This is a genomic window from Corallococcus caeni (genome assembly GCF_036245865.1).
GTDB classification, from domain to species: Bacteria; Myxococcota; Myxococcia; order Myxococcales; family Myxococcaceae; genus Corallococcus; species Corallococcus caeni.
The window spans coordinates 904,524-920,996 of the sequence record NZ_BTTW01000001.1 but is presented as its reverse complement, the minus strand read 5'-3'; the positions used below and the strand labels follow the sequence as shown (position 1 = coordinate 920,996).

Below are 16,473 nucleotides of genomic sequence, written 5' to 3'. Positions count from 1 at the left end.
TCAGGCCGCGTCCTCGCTGCTGCTGCCACCACCGTCACCGCCGCCCGCGTCTTCCAGCACCGCGAGCAGCTCCGCCACCTGCTCGTCGGAGAGCTGGTCCATGTTCTCCAGCAGCTTCTCCGCCTCCGCCGCGGTCACCTTCTGCTTCGCGGCGGGAGTCACCACCTGCGCGGCCACCGGGGCCGGCGCGGGCGTGGCGCCCTCCACGGAATAGCCCAGCCGTTCAATCACGGCGTGCGTGGAGGCGTCGAACGCGCGGGGCCACTTGATGCGCTTCCAGGACTCGCCCATCTTCTTCTCGATGCCCTGGTGCTGGAGGATGTTGGGGTCGCCCAGGCCACCCATCATGCGGTCCTTCTTGCCGTCGTACGGCTGGACCATGCGCTCGTCGAACTCGAGCCCCAGGAACTGGGCCACGCCGGTCATCACCTTCGTCGGGTCCGCGACCAGGTCCTCGTAGCGGACCCAGTGGCAGCGCTCACGGCCGATGCCGTCGAAGAAGTTGAGCAGGTTCCGGTTGGACAGCGCCCACACCGTCTCCGCCACCACGTAGGGGTCCACGTCCGCGTCGCCGAAGAGGCCGGCGGCGAAGAGGCGGTCGAAGCGCATCCGGAGGATGGACTCCATCACCGGGAGCGGGTGGCGGTAGAGGTAGATGTACTTGTTGCCCTCGAACATCCGCTCCGCGCGCTCCAGCGTCTCCACGTCCATGGCGTACGTGGGCGTCTTGTCCACGAGCAGCCGGGGCGCGGACTTCTCCTGGAGGCGGCGGTAGACGTCCTGCGCGGACACGTCGTCCGCGACCAGCCGGTCCACCAGCGCGGCACCGGCGGGCGAGTCCAGCTTCTCCAGCTCCATGAGCGCCCACTGCAGGCCGCCCGTGGTCCACTCCATCTCGGAGCCGAAGCCGATGTTCTCGCGCCACTCGCGCATGCCCTCGAAGAAGAGCAGGTTCACTTCCGGCGGGCAGAACAGCCGGGGGTGTCCCGCGAGCATCACGCGGAACAGCGTGGAGCCCGCGCGCGGGCTGGAGTGCACGAACACCATGGGCGGGTTCTTCTTCGCCGTGTTGGTGCGCTGCACGCCGGACACCTGGGCGCGGTAGGGCTTCAGCGGGTACGCGGACAGCGGCTTGTTCTCCGCGAAGCGCTGCGGATCCTGCAGGCGGTCCATCTCCACGAGCAGGTACTTCGACAGCTCCGGGATGGACGGGTGCGCCTGCACCTCGTGCGGGTAGAGCTGGAACTTGAAGTCCTGCCGCAGGTCGTACTCCAGCTCCGCGCCCAGCGCGTGCAGGTCGTAGCCCTTGAGGCTGCCGTCGGCGGGCAGCTTGTCCAACGGGATGCGCAGGCCTTCCGAGATGTGGTGGCGCAGGTACTCGGTGAGCAGAGCGGGGCGCTCGGTGGGGAACGCGGTGCGCAGGCGCTCCGCGATGGGCTTCTCCGTGGAGGCCGCGCGCTTGCCCAGCTCCTGCTCCACGCGCCCGGCGACGCCGGCCACGGTGGGCGTCTCGAAGAGGCCGCGCAGCGACAGGTCCACCTTCAGCACCGCGTGGATGTGGTTGCGCAGCTGCGTGGCCAGCAGCGAGTGGCCCCCCAACTCGAAGAAGTTGTCGTTGATGCCGATGCCGTCGATGCCCAGCACCTGCTCCCAGATGCCCGCGACGGTCTTCTCCAGCTCCGTGCGAGGCGCGGCGTAGGGCGTGAGGATGGAAGGCCGCGCGTGCTTGTTGCCCTTCGCCGCGTCCTTCTTGCCCTTCTCCGCCTTCGTGGCGCGCGGGCCCTGGCGCTGACGCGCGGCCAGGCTGCCCGTGGAGACGGCCAGCTGGCCCTCACCGTGAGACAGCGCGCGGCGCAGCGCCTCCAGGCCTTCCGCGGGCTGGATGGCGAACTGGGCCAGCGTGGGGGATAGCTCCGCCATGGCCTGCGCGTCCGCGAACTGCCACGCGTCCCAGTCCACGCTCAGCCACGGGTAGGCGAACCCTTCCGTGCGCGCCTCCGCGAAGGCGTCCATGAAGGCGCTGGCGGAGGCCTGCGCCACCTGGCCCAGGCCACCCAGCACGGACGACAGCGACGACACGAGGAGGCAGAACGCGGGGCCCTCCTTGGGGAGGACCTCTGCCAGCACGCGCACGCCGTGCACCTGCGGGCGGAAGTGCCAGGCGCACTCCTCCGGGCCCGTCTCCGCGATGGTGCCCAGGGTGGCGCCCTGCATGCCGCCCGCCGCGTGGATGACGCCGTCGATGCGGCCGAAGCGCGCCACCGCCGTGTCCACCACGCCGCGCATGGACTCCACGTCCGTGAGGGCCGCGGGCAGCACCAGCATCTCCACGCCGGTGCGCTCCAGGGCCAGCGCGCGCTGGATGCGGCGGGACACCGCGTCCTGCACGCCGTGCTTCTCCACCCACGCCGTCCACTGGCCGCGGCTGGGGAAGTCCGCCGTCTCCACCAGGGTCAGCTTCGCGCGGTGCGCCGTGGCCAGCTCGGACGCCAGCGCGTGGCCGATGCCGGTGAGGCCGTCGGTGATGAGGTACGCGCCGCCGTCGCGCAGCACCTGCGCGCCGGCCGCCTCCAGGCGCACGGGCTCGAAGGTCTGGACCCAGCGCTGACGGCCACGCAGGGCCACCACCGCGTCACGCGCCTCCGCACGCAGCTCCGCCGCCAGCCGGTCCGCCACCGCGCCCGCGTCGCCGGGCACCACGTCCACGAAGCGGCAGGCGAGGTTCGGGTACTCCTGCGGCAGCACGCGCGTGGGGCCCACCAGCAGGGCCTGCTCCGGCAGCTGGGAATCCGCCTGCTCCACGCGGGCGGAGCGGCTCGCCACCACGGACCAGGTGAGGGGCTCCAGGTGGCCCGTCTCGCTCAGGGCGCGGGCGAGGAACAGCTGGCTGTGGAAGCCCAGGTCCAGCGCCTTCTCCGTCAGCGCGGGCTCGCGCGACAGGCTCCACAGGTGCACGACGTTCGAGAACGCGCGGCCCTGCTTCTTCAGCGCCTCCAGCACCCCGCAGAAGTCCTCGCGGCGCGCCGGGTCCACCGTGAACGTGCCGTCCGGGCGCTGCTCGAAGCGCGCGCCGGGGACGACGCGGAAGACGTCCCCGCCCAGCTTCGGCGCCAGGGCCTCCGCCACGCCGGTGTCGTCCGCGAGCACGAGCCAGCCCGCGCCCGCCACGTCCTTCGCCTTGGGCAGCGGGGACAGCTTCCACGACGGCGCGTAGAACCAGTCCGCCACGTCCGCGCGCTTCGCCAGCGACGCGGGCGCGTCCGCGCGGGCACCTGCGCCCAGCGGCTTCGCGTCGATCCAGTAGCGCTCGCGCTGGAAGGGGTAGGTGGGCAGCGGCACGCGGCGGCGCTGCTCGTTCGCCGCGAAGCCCTTCCAGTCCACCGTCACGCCGCCCAGCCACAGCCGGCCCAGCGCGCCCAGCAGCACCTGGAGGTCCGGCGTCTGCTCGCGCGGGTGCCGCGTGGAGGACACGAGCACGCGGCCCTCCGCGCCCGGCTGCTGCTTCGAGAGCGTGGTGAGCACCGTGCCCGGGCCCACTTCCAGCAGGGCCGCCTGCGGCCACTTGCGCGACAGCTCCTGGAGGCCCGCGGAGAAGCGCACGGCCTGGCGCAGGTGCGTGGCCCAGTAGTCCGGGTCGGTCGCCTGCGCCGCTTCAATCCAGGTGCCCGTCACGTTGGACAGGAAGGGCAGGGTGGGGGCGCTGAGCTTCACCTGCCGCACGCGCGCGGTGAAGGGCGCGAGGATGGGGTCCATCATCGCGGAGTGGAACGCGTGCGACGTGTGCAGCCGCGACACCTCCACGCCCAGTCCCTCCAGCTTCGCCTGGAGCGCGTCCACCGCGTCGGTGGGGCCGGCCACGACGGTGAAACCCGGCGCGTTCACCGCCGCCACGCTGACGCTTGAGGGGAGCAGCGGCTTGAGCGCGGACTCTTCCAGCTTCGCGGACAGCATGGAGCCCGCGGGCAGGGACTGCATCAGCTTGCCGCGCGCGGCCACCAGCGCCAGCGCGTCGTCCAGGGTGAACACGCCCGCGAGGCACGCGGCCACGTACTCACCGATGCTGTGCCCCAGCATCGCGGAGGGCTTCACGCCCCACGCCATCCACAGCTTCGCCAGCGCGTACTCCACGGCGAAGAGCGCGGGCTGCGTCAGCTCCGTGCGCGTCAGCGCCTGCGTCGCCGCTTCCGCCTTGGACGCCTCCGGGAAGAGGACCGTGCGCAGGTCCACGCCCAGGTGCGGCGTCAGCTTGTCCGCGCACGCGTCCAGGTGCCGCTTGAACGTGGGCTCGGACGCGTACAGGTCGCGCGCCATGCCCACGTACTGCGAGCCCTGGCCGGGGAACAGGAAGGCCACCGGCCGCTCGTGCACGTCCGGCGTCTGCGTCCACAGGCGGGGGCTGCCCTCCACGTCCAGCGCGGCCATCGCGTCGTCGCGGTCGCGGCACACCAGCACGCGCCGCTTCGCCATGGCCTGACGGCCCGTCTGGAGCGTGAAGGCCACGTCCGCCAGCGCCTGCGCGGGGTGCGCCTTCAAGTGCGCGGCCAGGTTCTTCGTCGCCGCGTCCAGCGCCGCGTCGCTCTTCGCGGACAGCACCAGCAGCTGCGCGGGCCGGGACGCGCCGGACGGCGGCAGGGCCGGGGCCTCCTCCAGCACGACGTGCGCGTTGGTGCCGCCCACGCCGAAGGAGCTCACGCCCGCGCGGCGCGGGTGCTTGGGGTTCGCCTGCCAGTCGGTGAGCTTCGTGTTGACGAAGAACGGGCCGCCCGCGAACGGAATCTCCGGGTTCACCTCCGACACGTGGAGGCTGGGCGGAATCTGGCGGTTCTCCAGCGTCATCACCGCCTTGATGAGGCTGGAGACGCCGGCCGCGTTGGCCAGGTGGCCGATGTTGCTCTTGAGCGAGCCCACCGGAATCTTCGGCGGGGCCGCCTTGGCCGCGGCGGAGCGGAACTTGAAGGCCTTGTTGAGGGCGCGCACCTCGATGGGGTCCCCCATCTTCGTGCCGGTGCCGTGCGTCTCCAGGTAGCCGATGGTCTCCGGAGCCACGCCCGCGGCGCCCAGGGCCTCGGTGATGACGGTGGCCTGGCCCTCCACGCTGGGGGCGGTGAAGCCCACCTTCAGCGCGCCGTCGTTGTTGATGGCGCTGCCCTTGATGATGGCGTGGATGTGGTCGCCGTCCTGGATGGCGTCCGCCAGCCGCTTGAGCACCACCACGCCCACGCCGCTGCCGAACACCGTGCCCTCCGCCTTCGCGTCGAACGCGCGGCAGTGGCCGTCCGGAGACACGATGCCGCCGGGCACGAAGGGGTAGCCCTCCGGGTGCTTCACGTGCACGGACACGCCGCCCGCGAGCGCCAGGTCGCACTCCTCATTCAAGAGGCTCTGGCAGGCCGCGTGCGTGGCCACGAGCGACGTGGAGCACGCGCTGGTGATGGAGTAGCTGGGCCCGCGCAGGTTGAGCTTGTACGCGACGCGGGTGGCCAGGAAGTCGCCGCCGTTGTTCACGTCAATCTGCACCTGGTCCATGCCGCTCAACTGGTCGAAGTTGGGGACCAGGTGGAACACCAGGTACGTGTTGGTGGCCGCGCCCGCGAACACGCCAATGGAGCCGTCGAAGCCCTCCGGCGTGTGGCCCGCCTTCTCCAGCGCCTCCCACGCGCACTCCAGGAAGACGCGGTGCTGCGGGTCCATCAGCTCCGCCTCGCGGGGCGTGAAGCCGAAGAAGCCCGCGTCGAACAGCTCCATGCCGGCGAGCGCGGCGCTGGCCTTCACGTGGCGCGGGTCCTTGCGCAGGACGGGGTCCACGCCCAGCTTCTCCAGCTCCGCGTCGGGCACGGGCTGGATGGACTCCACGCCGTCGCGCAGGTTCTTCCAGAAGGAGGCCAGGTCGGGGGCGCCGGGGAAACGTCCGGCCATGCCGACGATGGCGATGGCCTGCGCGTCGATGTTCGTGTCAGCGGACATGGGAAGTGCTCGGGCTGCGAAAGGTGGGGAGGGGACGGCTACTCCTCGTCGGAGGCGCTGTCGCCCTGACGGTTCGCGCGGCGCGCGCGGCGGCGCTCCCCGCGGCTGAGCGCCTCGGTCTCCTCGGGCGCGGGTTCCGTGTCCTCGGTGCCGCTGGCGGCCTTGAGCAGCTTGGCCAGCGCCCCCACGGTGGGGCCTTCGTAGAGGGTGACGGCCGGCAGCGCGACGCCGAACTGCTCGCGCACGCGGGCAATCAGCTTCACGCCGACGAGCGAGTTGCCACCCAGCTCGAAGAAGTTGTCGTGCACGCCGACCTGGTCGATGCCCAGCGTCGTCTGCCACAGCTGGGCGATCTTCTCCTCCAGCGCGTCGCGCGGCGGCACGTAGGCGTTCTGGAGCGTGGGCCGGGGCGTGGTGCCCAGGGACGACCCCGCCTCCTGCTTCGCCTCCGCCTTGTCCTGCGAGGCGGCCGGCTGCGCCCACTTGCGCGCGCGGGCGCGCAGGTTGCTCGTGGACACGGCCACGTGCGACACGGCGCCCAGCTGGAAGAGCTGCTCGAAGGCGTCCTCGCCCTCCGCGGACGTGATGGCCAGCGCGCCGAACGGGCTCTGCGCGCCGCCCGCGCGGGACTCGTACTGCCACGCGTCCCAGCCCACGCTCATCCACGGCACCGGCGACGTCTGCGCCTGCTTCGTGGCGAACGCGTCCATGAAGGACGTGGCCGCCGAGTACGACGCGAGCCCCAGGCCGCCCAGCACCGCCGCCAGCGACGACGACAGCACGCAGAAGTCCAGCGAGCGTCCGCGCACGGCCTCCTCCAGCGCGTACAGCCCGCGCACGCGGCCGTGGAAGGTGTCGCGCACGTCCTCGGGCCGGGTGTCCGGGATGGCGCGGAAGAGCGCCTGACCCACGTCACCCGCCGCGAACACCACGCCGTTCAGCGTGCCGAAGTGCGTGAGCGCCTCGTCCACCGCGGCCTTCACCTGGACCTTGTTGCCCGCGTCCACGGACGTCACGTGCACCTGGGCGCCCAGCGCCTCCAGTTCGCGCACCTGACGGATGCGGCGGGAGACGGCGTCGTCCTCGCCATGGGCGGACAGGTGCCCGTCCCACTGCGAGCGCTCCGGCAGCGCCGTGCGGCCCGCGAGCACCAGCTTCGCCTTCGCGCGCTTCGCCAGCGACTTCGCGTGGGAGAAGCCCAGCGTGCCGAAGCCGCCGATGAGCAGGTACACGCCCCCGTCGCGCAGCGGCAGCTGTGCGGCGCGCGGCGCGTCCGCCGGCACGTGCTCGAAGTGCTGCACCCAGCGGGCGCCGCCCCGGTACGCGATGACGGTCTCCAGCTTGGACGGCGTGGCGGCCTCGGACAGCAGGGCCTCCACCAGCGCCGTCTCCTGCCAGCTGCCGGACGGCGGCAGGCGCACGTCCACGGCCTTCGCGGACAGGTGGCCGTACTCCTGGGGAATCACGCGCACCGGGCCCAGCACCGTGGCCAGCTCCGGGTTCGGCGCCTCGTCACCCAGCGCCTGCATGCGGTTCGTCACGGCGACCAGCGACACCGGACGCGTGCCGGGCTGACGGCCCAGGGCCTGCGCCAGGGACAAGAGCCCCAGGAAGCCCTTGCCCAGCGCCGCCTCGAAGTCCGCCTCGCCGTGCGCGTCACCCAGGCCCAGCGTGCCCAGGTGCAGCACGTGGTCCGGGGCGCGGCCCTGCGCGGTGAGCGCCTCCAGCACCGTGGCCTCGCCGCCCAGCGAAAGCGACCAGTGGTGCTCGTCCTGCTTCGCGGTGACGGCGGCCGGGGTGATGCGCACCACGTCCTGGCCGGCCTCGCCCAGCTTGAGCGCGAGCCGCGCGCCCAGGCCTTCGGTGGAGTCATCCGGGAGCAGCAGCCACCACGTGGCCTTCTTCTCGCTCCAGGCGCCCTGCGGCGACGGCAGCGCGCGCTGCCACGACGGCAGGTAGAACCAGCGGGCCACGGGCTGCTTCTGATCCGCGGAGGCCCACTCGGAGCGCTCGCCGTCGGCGGCGGTCTCCTTGCGCGGGTCCACCCAGTGCTTCTGACGCTCGAAGGGGGACGTGGGCAGCGCGATGCGGCGGCGCTTCTCTCCGCCCCGGAACGCGTCCCAGTCCGCCTCCACGCCCTCCAGCCACAGCCGGCCCAGCGTGGCCAGCACGTGGTCCAGGTCCGCGACCTGCTCCTTCGGGTGGCGCAGCGAGTTGATCAGCGCGTGCTTCGCGCCCTTGTCCGGGTGCTGCCGCGCCAGCGTGACGAGCGTGTTGCCCGGGCCCACCTCCAGCAGGATGGCGTCGGACTCCTTGAGCAGCTCCGCCACGCCGTCCGCGAAGCGCACCGCGCCGCGCAGGTGCTTCGCCCAGTAGTCGGGGCTCGTGGCCTGCTCGGCCGTGACCCAGGTGCCGGTGACGTTGGACAGGTAGGGCTTCGTCGGCGCCTTCCGGGCCACCTTGCGCACCGCCTCGCGGAAGGCGTCCAGGATGGGGTCCATCATCGCGGAGTGGAACGCGTGCGACGTGTGCAGCCGCGAGGACGCCAGGCCCTGGAGCTTCAGCGTCTCCACGAACGCGTCGATGAGCGGCGTGGGGCCGGCGACCACGCACGTGGCCGGGCTGTTCACCGCGGCCACGGACAGGCCCTCCGGCAGCATGGGCGTGACGTGCTCTTCGGGCAGCGACACCGCGAGCATGGAGCCCGCGGGCAGCGACTGCATCAGCCGGCCGCGCGCGGCCACCAGCGCCAGCGCGTCGTCCAGGGTGAAAACACCCGCGAGGCACGCGGCCACGTACTCACCGATGCTGTGGCCCACCATCGCGTGCGGCGTCACGCCCCACGACTCCCAGAGCTTCGCCAGCGCGTACTCGATGACGAACAGCGCGGGCTGGGTGAGGCCGGTCTGCTTGAGGCGCTCCGACGCCAGCTCGCGCGACCCGGCGGCCGGGTACAGCACGGTGCGCAGGTCCAGGCCCAGGTGCGGCTTGAGCTTCTCCGCGCAGGTGTCCACCTGGGCGCGGAAGGTGCTTTCCGTCTCGTACAGCTCGCGGCCCATCTCCACGTACTGCGAGCCCTGCCCGGAGAACATGAACATCACCGGACGGCCGCTGTTCTCCGCGGTGCCTGAGAACACGCGGCCCGGCGTGCGCTCCGCCAGCGCGGAGGCCAGCTCCTCCGTGGTGCGCGCCACCACCGCGCGGCGCTTGCCGAAGCGCTTGCGCCCCAGCTGGAGCGTGTACGCCACGTCCGCCAGGTCCACGCCCGGGTTCTCGCGCAGGTGCGCGGCCAGCCGGTCCGTGGCGACCTCCAGCGACTTCTCCGTGCGCGCCGACAGCAGCACCACCTGCGCGGGCAGGCGGGCCTTGTCGGTGGCGGGCAGCTCCGGCGCCTCCTCCAGGATGGCGTGCGCGTTGGTGCCGCCCATGCCCAGCGACGTGACGCCCGCGCGGCGCGGCGTCTCACCTCGCGGGAAGTCGCGCAGCTCCGTGTTCACGTAGAACGGGCTGTTGGGGAAGTCGCACGCGGGGTTGGGCGTCTTGAAGTTGAGGCTGGGGGGGATGACCTTGTGGTGCAGCGTGAGGGCCGCCTTGATGAAGCCCACCGCGCCCGCCGCCGAGTCCAGGTGCCCGATGTTGCTCTTCACCGAGCCCAGCGCGCAGAAGTTCTTCTTGTCCGTGCCCTGGCGGAAGGCCTGCGTGAGCGCCGCGACTTCAATGGGGTCGCCGACCTTGGTCGCCGTGCCGTGGGCCTCCACGTAGCCGATGGAGTCCGGATCCACGCCCGCCACCGCCTGCGCCAGCGCGATGACCTCCGCCTGCCCCGCGACGGCCGGGGCCATGTAGCTGACCTTCTGCGAGCCGTCGTTGTTCACCGCCGAGCCGCGCACCACCGCGTAGACGGTGTCGCCGTCCTTGAGCGCGTCCGACAGGCGCTTGAGCGCGACCACCGCCGCGCCGTGGCCGGCGACGAAGCCCGCGGCCTCCGCGTCGAAGGTGTGGCAGTGGCCGTCCGGCGCCGTGGTGCCACCCTCGTGGTACAGGTAGCCCGCCTTCTCCGGGAAGTGGATGGACACGCCACCCGCCAGCGCCATGTCGCACTCGAACGACAGGAGGCTCTGGCAGGCGTAGTGGATGCACGTGAGCGACGTGGAGGACGAGGACTGGACCGTGACGGCCGGGCCCTTCAGGTCCATCCGGTACGCCACCTCCGTCGTGAGGCTGTCCTTGTCGTTGCCGATGGACGCCTGGAGGCTCTCCACCGACGCGACGTGCGCCAGGTGCGAGTACAGGTTGGAGAGCAGGTACGTGTTCATGCTCATGCCGCCGAACACGCCCACGCGGCCGGGCTGGCGCTCCGGGCTGTAGCCGGCGCTCTCCATCGCCTCCCACGCGCACTCCAGGAAGACGCGGTGCTGCGGATCCATCAGCGCCGCCTCGCGGGGGTTCATCCCGAAGAAGGCCGCGTCGAATTGATCCGTGTCGCCCAGCGTGCCGCGGGCCTTCACGTAGTTGGGCGCGCGGACCATGGCGGGGTCGGCGCCCTCCGCGATGAGCTCCTCGTCGGTGAAGAACGTGATGCTCTCCACGCCGCCGGTGAGGTTCTTCCAGAACTCGGAGATGGTCTTCGCGCCGGGAAGGCGGCCGCCCAGGCCGATGACCGCGATGCCATCCACTTCAGGGGTGTCAGTGCTCATGGAGCCGTCCTTCGAAACCTGGGGGTGTGCCTGAAAGTCGTTCGTTACTTGCCGCGGCCGCGCGCCTGCTGACGCCGCGCCTGGGCGGCCCGGCGGCGCTCCGCCTCGTCCTTGATCTTCTGGGAGGCCGCGCCGGAGTCCTCGCCCTTGTTCGCGAGGTGCTGGGCCAGCGCGCTCACCGTGGTGAACTTGAACATGTCCACCAGCGCCAGCTCCGCGCCCAGCTCCTCCTTGAGGCGCCGGTGGGCCTGCGCGATGAGCAGCGAGTTGCCACCCAGCTCGAAGAAGTTGTCGTTGAGGCCGACGCGCTCCACCTTGAGCACCGCCGCCCAGATGGCCGCCACGCTGCGCTCCACCGCGCTCTGCGGCTGGGCGTAGGCGACGCCGGTGGCGAGGCGGGCCCCTTCCGGCGCGGGCAGCGCCTTCGCGTCCACCTTGCCGTTGGGCGACAGGGGCAGCGCGGACAGCGGCACGTACGCGGACGGCAGCATGTACGGCGGCAGCCCTTCCGCGAGGAAGGTGTTCAGGTCGGAGTGCGTGGGCGCGGGCTCGCCCAGCACCACGTACGCCACCAGGCGCTTGTCCCCGGGCGAGTCCTCGCGCGCCATCAGGAACGCTTCCTTCACGGCGGGGTGGCGGCGCACGGCGGCCTCCACCTCCCCCAGCTCGATGCGGAAGCCGCGGATCTTCACCTGATCATCCGCGCGGGACAGGAACGTGAGCACGCCGTCCGGCAGCCAGCGCGCGCGGTCGCCCGTGCGGTACAGGCGCTCGCCGGCATGGAACGGATCCGCGATGAAGCGCTCGGCGGTCAGCTCCGGCCGCTTCCAGTACCCGCGCGCCACGCCCAGGCCGCCCACGTACAACTCACCGGCGACGCCCACGGGCAGCAGGTTGCGCTCCGCGTCCAGCACGTACACGTCCGTGTTGATGACGGGCCGGCCGATGGGCACCCACGCGTGGCCCTGCAGGTCCTCCACCGCCATGCGGTGGTAGGTGGAGCACACGGTCGTCTCCGTGAGGCCGTAGCCGTTCACCACCGGCGTGGTGGCGAGCAGCTTCTCCACGTCGCTGGCCACCAGCGCCTCGCCGCCGGAGAGCACCAGCTTGAGCGGCGGCAGGTGCTCCAGGCGCGCGTTGAGCCCGGCGATGACCGCGGGCACCGTGCTCACGATGCTGACGGTGTGGCGGGTGATGAGCTGGTAGAGCCTCTCCTGGTCGAGGATCTCATCCTCGGTGGGCAGCACCAGCGCGCCGCCCGTGCACAGGAGCGGGAGGATTTCGCCCACGAAGCTGGCGGAGGCCACCGACGTGAGCGGCAGCATCCGGTCCGTCGCCGTAGGCGCGTAGGACTCCACGAACGAGCGGACGAGGTTGGCCAGGCCCCCGTGCTCCAGCATCACGCCCTTGGGCTGGCCGGTGGAGCCGGAGGTGTAGACGAGGCACGCCAGGTCCCCGGCCGCCACCGTCGCGGCGGGCGCGGAGGACAGCGCGCCGTCCAGCGGCTGATCCACGAACAGCGTGCGCGCGGAAGCACCGGCGGGCAGCGTGCGCTGGAGCCAGGACTGGGTGATGAGCACCGGCGCCTGCGTGTCGCCCAGGATGAAGGCCACGCGCTCGGACGGGTAGGCCGGGTCGATGGGCACGTACGCCGCGCCCGCCGCCATCACGGCCAGCACCGACACCAGCGTCTCCACCGAGCGCTCCAGGCAGATGCCCACGATGTCGCCCGGCTTCACGCCCGCGCCGCGCAGCCACGCGGCCAGCTGTCCCGCGCGCGCGTCCAGCTCGCGGTAGGTCAGCTGCGCGTCCTTGAAGAGGACCGCGACGTTGTCGGGCGTGCGCGCCACCTGCGCCGCGAAGAGCGCGGGCAGCATGTCCGCCTGCGTGAGCGGCACGCGCGGACCCTTCCAGGTCTCCAGCAGCTGCCGCTGTTCGGCCTGCGTGAGCAGCGGCAGGCCCGCGAGCGCGCGGCCCGGCTGGGCGGCGATGCCGGACAGCAGCGTGGCCAGGTGCCCGGCCATGCGCTCGATGGTGCCGGCCTCGAAGAGGTCGGTGTTGTACTCGAAGGAGGCCACCAGCTCGCCGTCCGCCTCGCCCATGGTGAGCGTGAGGTCGAACTGCGCGCCGCCGTGCGACAGCACCAGCGACTCGATTGGCAGGCCCGCCACGGTGGACTTCGCGCCTGGGATGTCCAGGGCGAAGGGCGTCAGGCCGCGCTCGTCCAGCTTGGAGGCGCGCTGGTAGACGAACATCACCTGGAACAGCGGCGAGCGGCTCTGGTCACGCACCGGCTGCAGCCGGTCCACCAGCGCGCTGAACGGGTAGTCCTGGTGCTCCAGCGCGCCCAGCATCGTCTGGCGCGTCTGGGCCAGGTAGTCCGTGAAGGACAGGGTGGGGGAGGGCCGCGTGCGCACCACCAGCGGGTTGACGAAGTAGCCCGTGATGCCCGCCAGCTCCGCGCGGCCGCGGCCCGCGCTCACCACGCCCAGCGTGAAGTCCTGCTGGCCGGTGTAGCGGTGCAGCAGCACCTGGAACGCCGTCTGGAGCACCATGTTCGGCGTGGCGCCGTGCTCGCGCGCCAGCGTCTTCACCGCGTTCGCGACGGTCGCGTCCAGACGGGTGGTGTGGACGTGGCCGTTGAAGGTCTGCGCCGGGGGACGCGGGTGGTCCGTGGGCAGGTCCAGCACCGGCAGCGTGCCGGACAGCTGCTCACGCCAGTACTTCTCCAGCGCCTGGCCGCGAGCCCCCGCGAGCATCTCCGCCTGCCAGCGCGCGTAGTCCGCGTAGGTGCGTGCGGGCTGCGCCAGCGAGGGGCGCTTGCCCAGCTTGAGCGCCGGGTAGAGCGCGTCCAGCTCCTCCGCCATCACCGCCAGCGACCAGAAGTCGGTGACGATGTGGTGCATCGCGATGAGCAGCGCGTGGTCCTCGGCGGACCGCGACACCAGCCGCACGCGCAAGAGCGGCCCCTTCTCCAAATCAAACGGGCGGCGGGCCTCGGCGGACAGGGCTTCCGCCACCTGCGCGTCGCTCCAGCCCTTCGCGTCCGTGGTGGTGAAGTCCAGCGGCAGCTCCGCGTGCACGCGCTGCACGGGGCCCGTGGCCGCCATGACGAACGTGGTGCGCAGGGCAGGGTGGCGGGCCACCAGCGCCTCGAAGGCGCCCTTCAGCGCGTTGGCGTCCAGCCCCGCGCGCACGCGAACGGCGACGGGCACGTGGTAGGCCGCGCTGTCCGGCGCGAGCTGGTGCATGAACCACAGCGCCTGCTGGCCGCCGGAGAGGGGCGCGTCACCCGTGGCGGACGTCACGGCCACGGCGCTGGAGGCCTGCTGGGACGGGGGCGCGGACAGCAGCGTGACGACGGTTTCCGCCAGCTTCGACAGCGACACGCCCTGGAGCACGTCGGACAGCGGCAGGTCGATGCCCAGGCCCGCGTCCACGGCGCTCTTGAAGTCCACCGCCATCAGCGAGTCCACGCCGTAGGCGTGCAGCGGCTTGTTCGCGTCCACCTGCGCGGTGGGCAGCCGCAGCACCTGCGCGGCCTGCTCCTGGAGGAACACCGCCACCATGGCCCGGCGCGCGGTCGTGTCCGTCACCACCGCCAGCATCTTCTGCAGCATGCTGGTGTCCGGGCCCACGGGCGCGGGCGCGGCGGCTTCCGGGGTGCTGGCTTGAGCCGTCACGGCCGCGGGGGCCTGGACGGGAGCCGCGGCGATGACGCTCTTGTGCAGCGCCTCCAGCGTGTCCGCGACGTACTCCGCGCGGGTGGCGAAGCGCTGGATCTTCCCGCTGGACGTCTTCGGGATGGCGCCCGGCCCCAGCAGCACCACGCCCTGGGCCTGCAGGTCGTGCCCGGCCGCGACGGCCTGCCGGATGCCCTGCGCCAGCGCGTCCAGGTCCACGCCGTCGCGCTCCACCGCGCGGCGGTCCACCTCCGTCACGACGATGAGGCGCTCCTCGTCGTCCTGCTCGATGGAGAACGCCGCCGTGCAACCGGGGCGGATGGCGGGGTGGCTGGACTCCACCGTCCGCTCGATGTCCTGCGGGTAGTGGTTGCGCCCGCGGATGATGATCAGGTCCTTCAGGCGGCCCGTCACGAACAGCTCGCCGTCCGCGAGGAAGCCCAGGTCGCCCGTGCGCAGGAACGGCGTCGGGTCGCCCGTGCCCGCGAGCGGCTGCTGGAACGTGGTCCGCGTCTGCTCGTCGCGGCCCCAGTAGCCCTGCGCGATGCTGGGCCCGGCGACGCGGATCTCTCCCACCTGGCCCGCGGGCAGCGGCGCGCCCGTCTCCGGATGCGCGATGACCAGCTTCTGGTCGGTGAGGTTGCGGCCGGAGCCCACCAGCGTCTGGGCGCCGGGGCTCGCGGCCTCCTTCGCCACCACGCGGTTGTCCTTCAGCGCGCCCCCGTCCACGGTGCGCTGCACCGGCAGCTCGCGCTTGTCACCGCCGGAGGCGATGAGCGTGCCCTCCGCCAGGCCGTAGCAGGGATAGATGGCCTCCGAGCGGAAGCCCTGCGGACCGAACGCCTCCGCGAAGCGCCGGAGCGTGTCCGGCATGATGGGCTCCGCGCCGTTGAAGGCCAGGTCCCACTGGCTCAGGTCCAGCTTCGCGCGCTCCTCCGGCGTGGACTTGCGCACGCACAGGTCGAACGCGAAGTTGGGCCCGCCGCTCGTGGTGGCCTTGTAGCGGGAGATGGCCTCCAGCCAGCGCATGGGGCGCTTGAGGAAGTCCACCGGCGAGAACAGCGTCACCGGGAAGCCGCCGTACAGGGGCTGCAGGATGCCGCCGATGAGGCCCATGTCGTGGTACGGCGGCAGCCAGATGACGCCCTGGCTCTGCGTGGAGTGACCGAAGCACGAGTGGATCAGCTTCGAGTTGTGCAGCAGGTTGCCGTGCGTCAGCACCACGCCCTTGGGCGACGACGTGGAGCCGGACGTGTACTGGAGGAACACCCGCGTGTCCGTGGCCACGCCGGGGTCCTTCCAGCCTTCGGCCACCTCCGCGTCCAGCGTGTCCGTGGCGATCCAGTGCAGCTCCCGCAGCTCCGGCGCCTGCTCGAAGAGCATCTCCCCCATGCCGTAGATGAAGTCGGTGGTGAGGGCGATGGTGGCCTGCGCGTCCTGGCTGATGGCCAGCAGGCGCGGCAGCGTGCGCGCCAGACGCATGGGGTCGGGCGGATAGATGGGGACCGCGATGACGCCCGCGTACAGACAGCCGAAGAACCCGGCGATGTAGTCCAGCCCGGGCGGATACAGCAGCAGCGCCCGCTGCCCCTGGGCCCCGCGCGCCTGGAGCGCCGCCGCGATGGCGCGCGCCTTCTGGTCCAGCTCCGCGTACGTCAGGTGCGCTTCGTCCGTTTCCCCGTCCAGCAGGAACGTAAAGCCGCGACGATCACCCTGGGTGCTTGCGCGGACGCGCAGCAATTCAACCAGGGTGGAAAACGCAAAGTCGGGGGCCGGGGAAGAACCGGGCGTGGTTCCAGTGGGCATGAACGCGACTCCTGGGATGCGGGGGGTGTTCCGTGCGCGGGCGGCACGGAGACGCGGATTCAGGGGCCGGGGGGAAGCTGTCGCCCGGCGAGACAGGGTTTCAAGAGGTCAGTCGCAAGCAGCACCCGCCGTGAAGGCGCGTTGTGTGGCGCATGTATCGTCTGGCGCGCGCGCGAGCAATCCCCCCCACCCCCCTTGAAGCCTCACCGGACCTCGGGCACGGCGGAGGGCTCGTGAATCAGGGGCGAGGCAGGGTGCGAATTTCATGGTGACGGAATTCGGTGAACGTCGGGGCCGCGAGTCACTTCATCGCGCGAACGGAG

Annotated in this window: 3 protein-coding genes; all 3 read right to left on the bottom strand. The window is 72.0% G+C overall.

Annotated elements, in window-relative coordinates; genetic code table 11:
* The 3 genes from AABA78_RS03725 to AABA78_RS03715 are packed head-to-tail and all read right to left on the bottom strand — an operon-like array spanning position 1 to position 16,150.
* Positions 1-5,964 (bottom strand): beta-ketoacyl synthase N-terminal-like domain-containing protein, encoded by a 5,964-nt coding sequence (locus tag AABA78_RS03725; protein WP_338261650.1) that lies wholly within the window; start codon positions 5,962-5,964, stop codon positions 1-3.
* 38 nt (positions 5,965-6,002) lie between these two features.
* Positions 6,003-10,661 (bottom strand): type I polyketide synthase, encoded by a 4,659-nt coding sequence (locus AABA78_RS03720; RefSeq protein ID WP_338261649.1) that lies wholly within the window; start codon positions 10,659-10,661, stop codon positions 6,003-6,005.
* Between the two features lie 44 nt (positions 10,662-10,705).
* Positions 10,706-16,150, bottom strand: a complete 5,445-nt coding sequence (locus AABA78_RS03715; protein ID WP_338261648.1) for a non-ribosomal peptide synthetase — start codon at positions 16,148-16,150, stop codon at positions 10,706-10,708.
* Positions 16,151-16,473: the final 323 nt, after the last annotated feature.

What these genes read in the sequence shown, in the direction of transcription:
- AABA78_RS03725 (WP_338261650.1), bottom strand. Translation starts at nt 5,964, where the DNA reads ATGTCCGCTGACACGAACATCGACGCGCAGGCCATCGCCATCGTCGGC.
- AABA78_RS03720 (WP_338261649.1), bottom strand. Translation starts at nt 10,661, where the DNA reads ATGAGCACTGACACCCCTGAAGTGGATGGCATCGCGGTCATCGGCCTG.
- AABA78_RS03715 (WP_338261648.1), bottom strand. Translation starts at nt 16,150, where the DNA reads ATGCCCACTGGAACCACGCCCGGTTCTTCCCCGGCCCCCGACTTTGCG.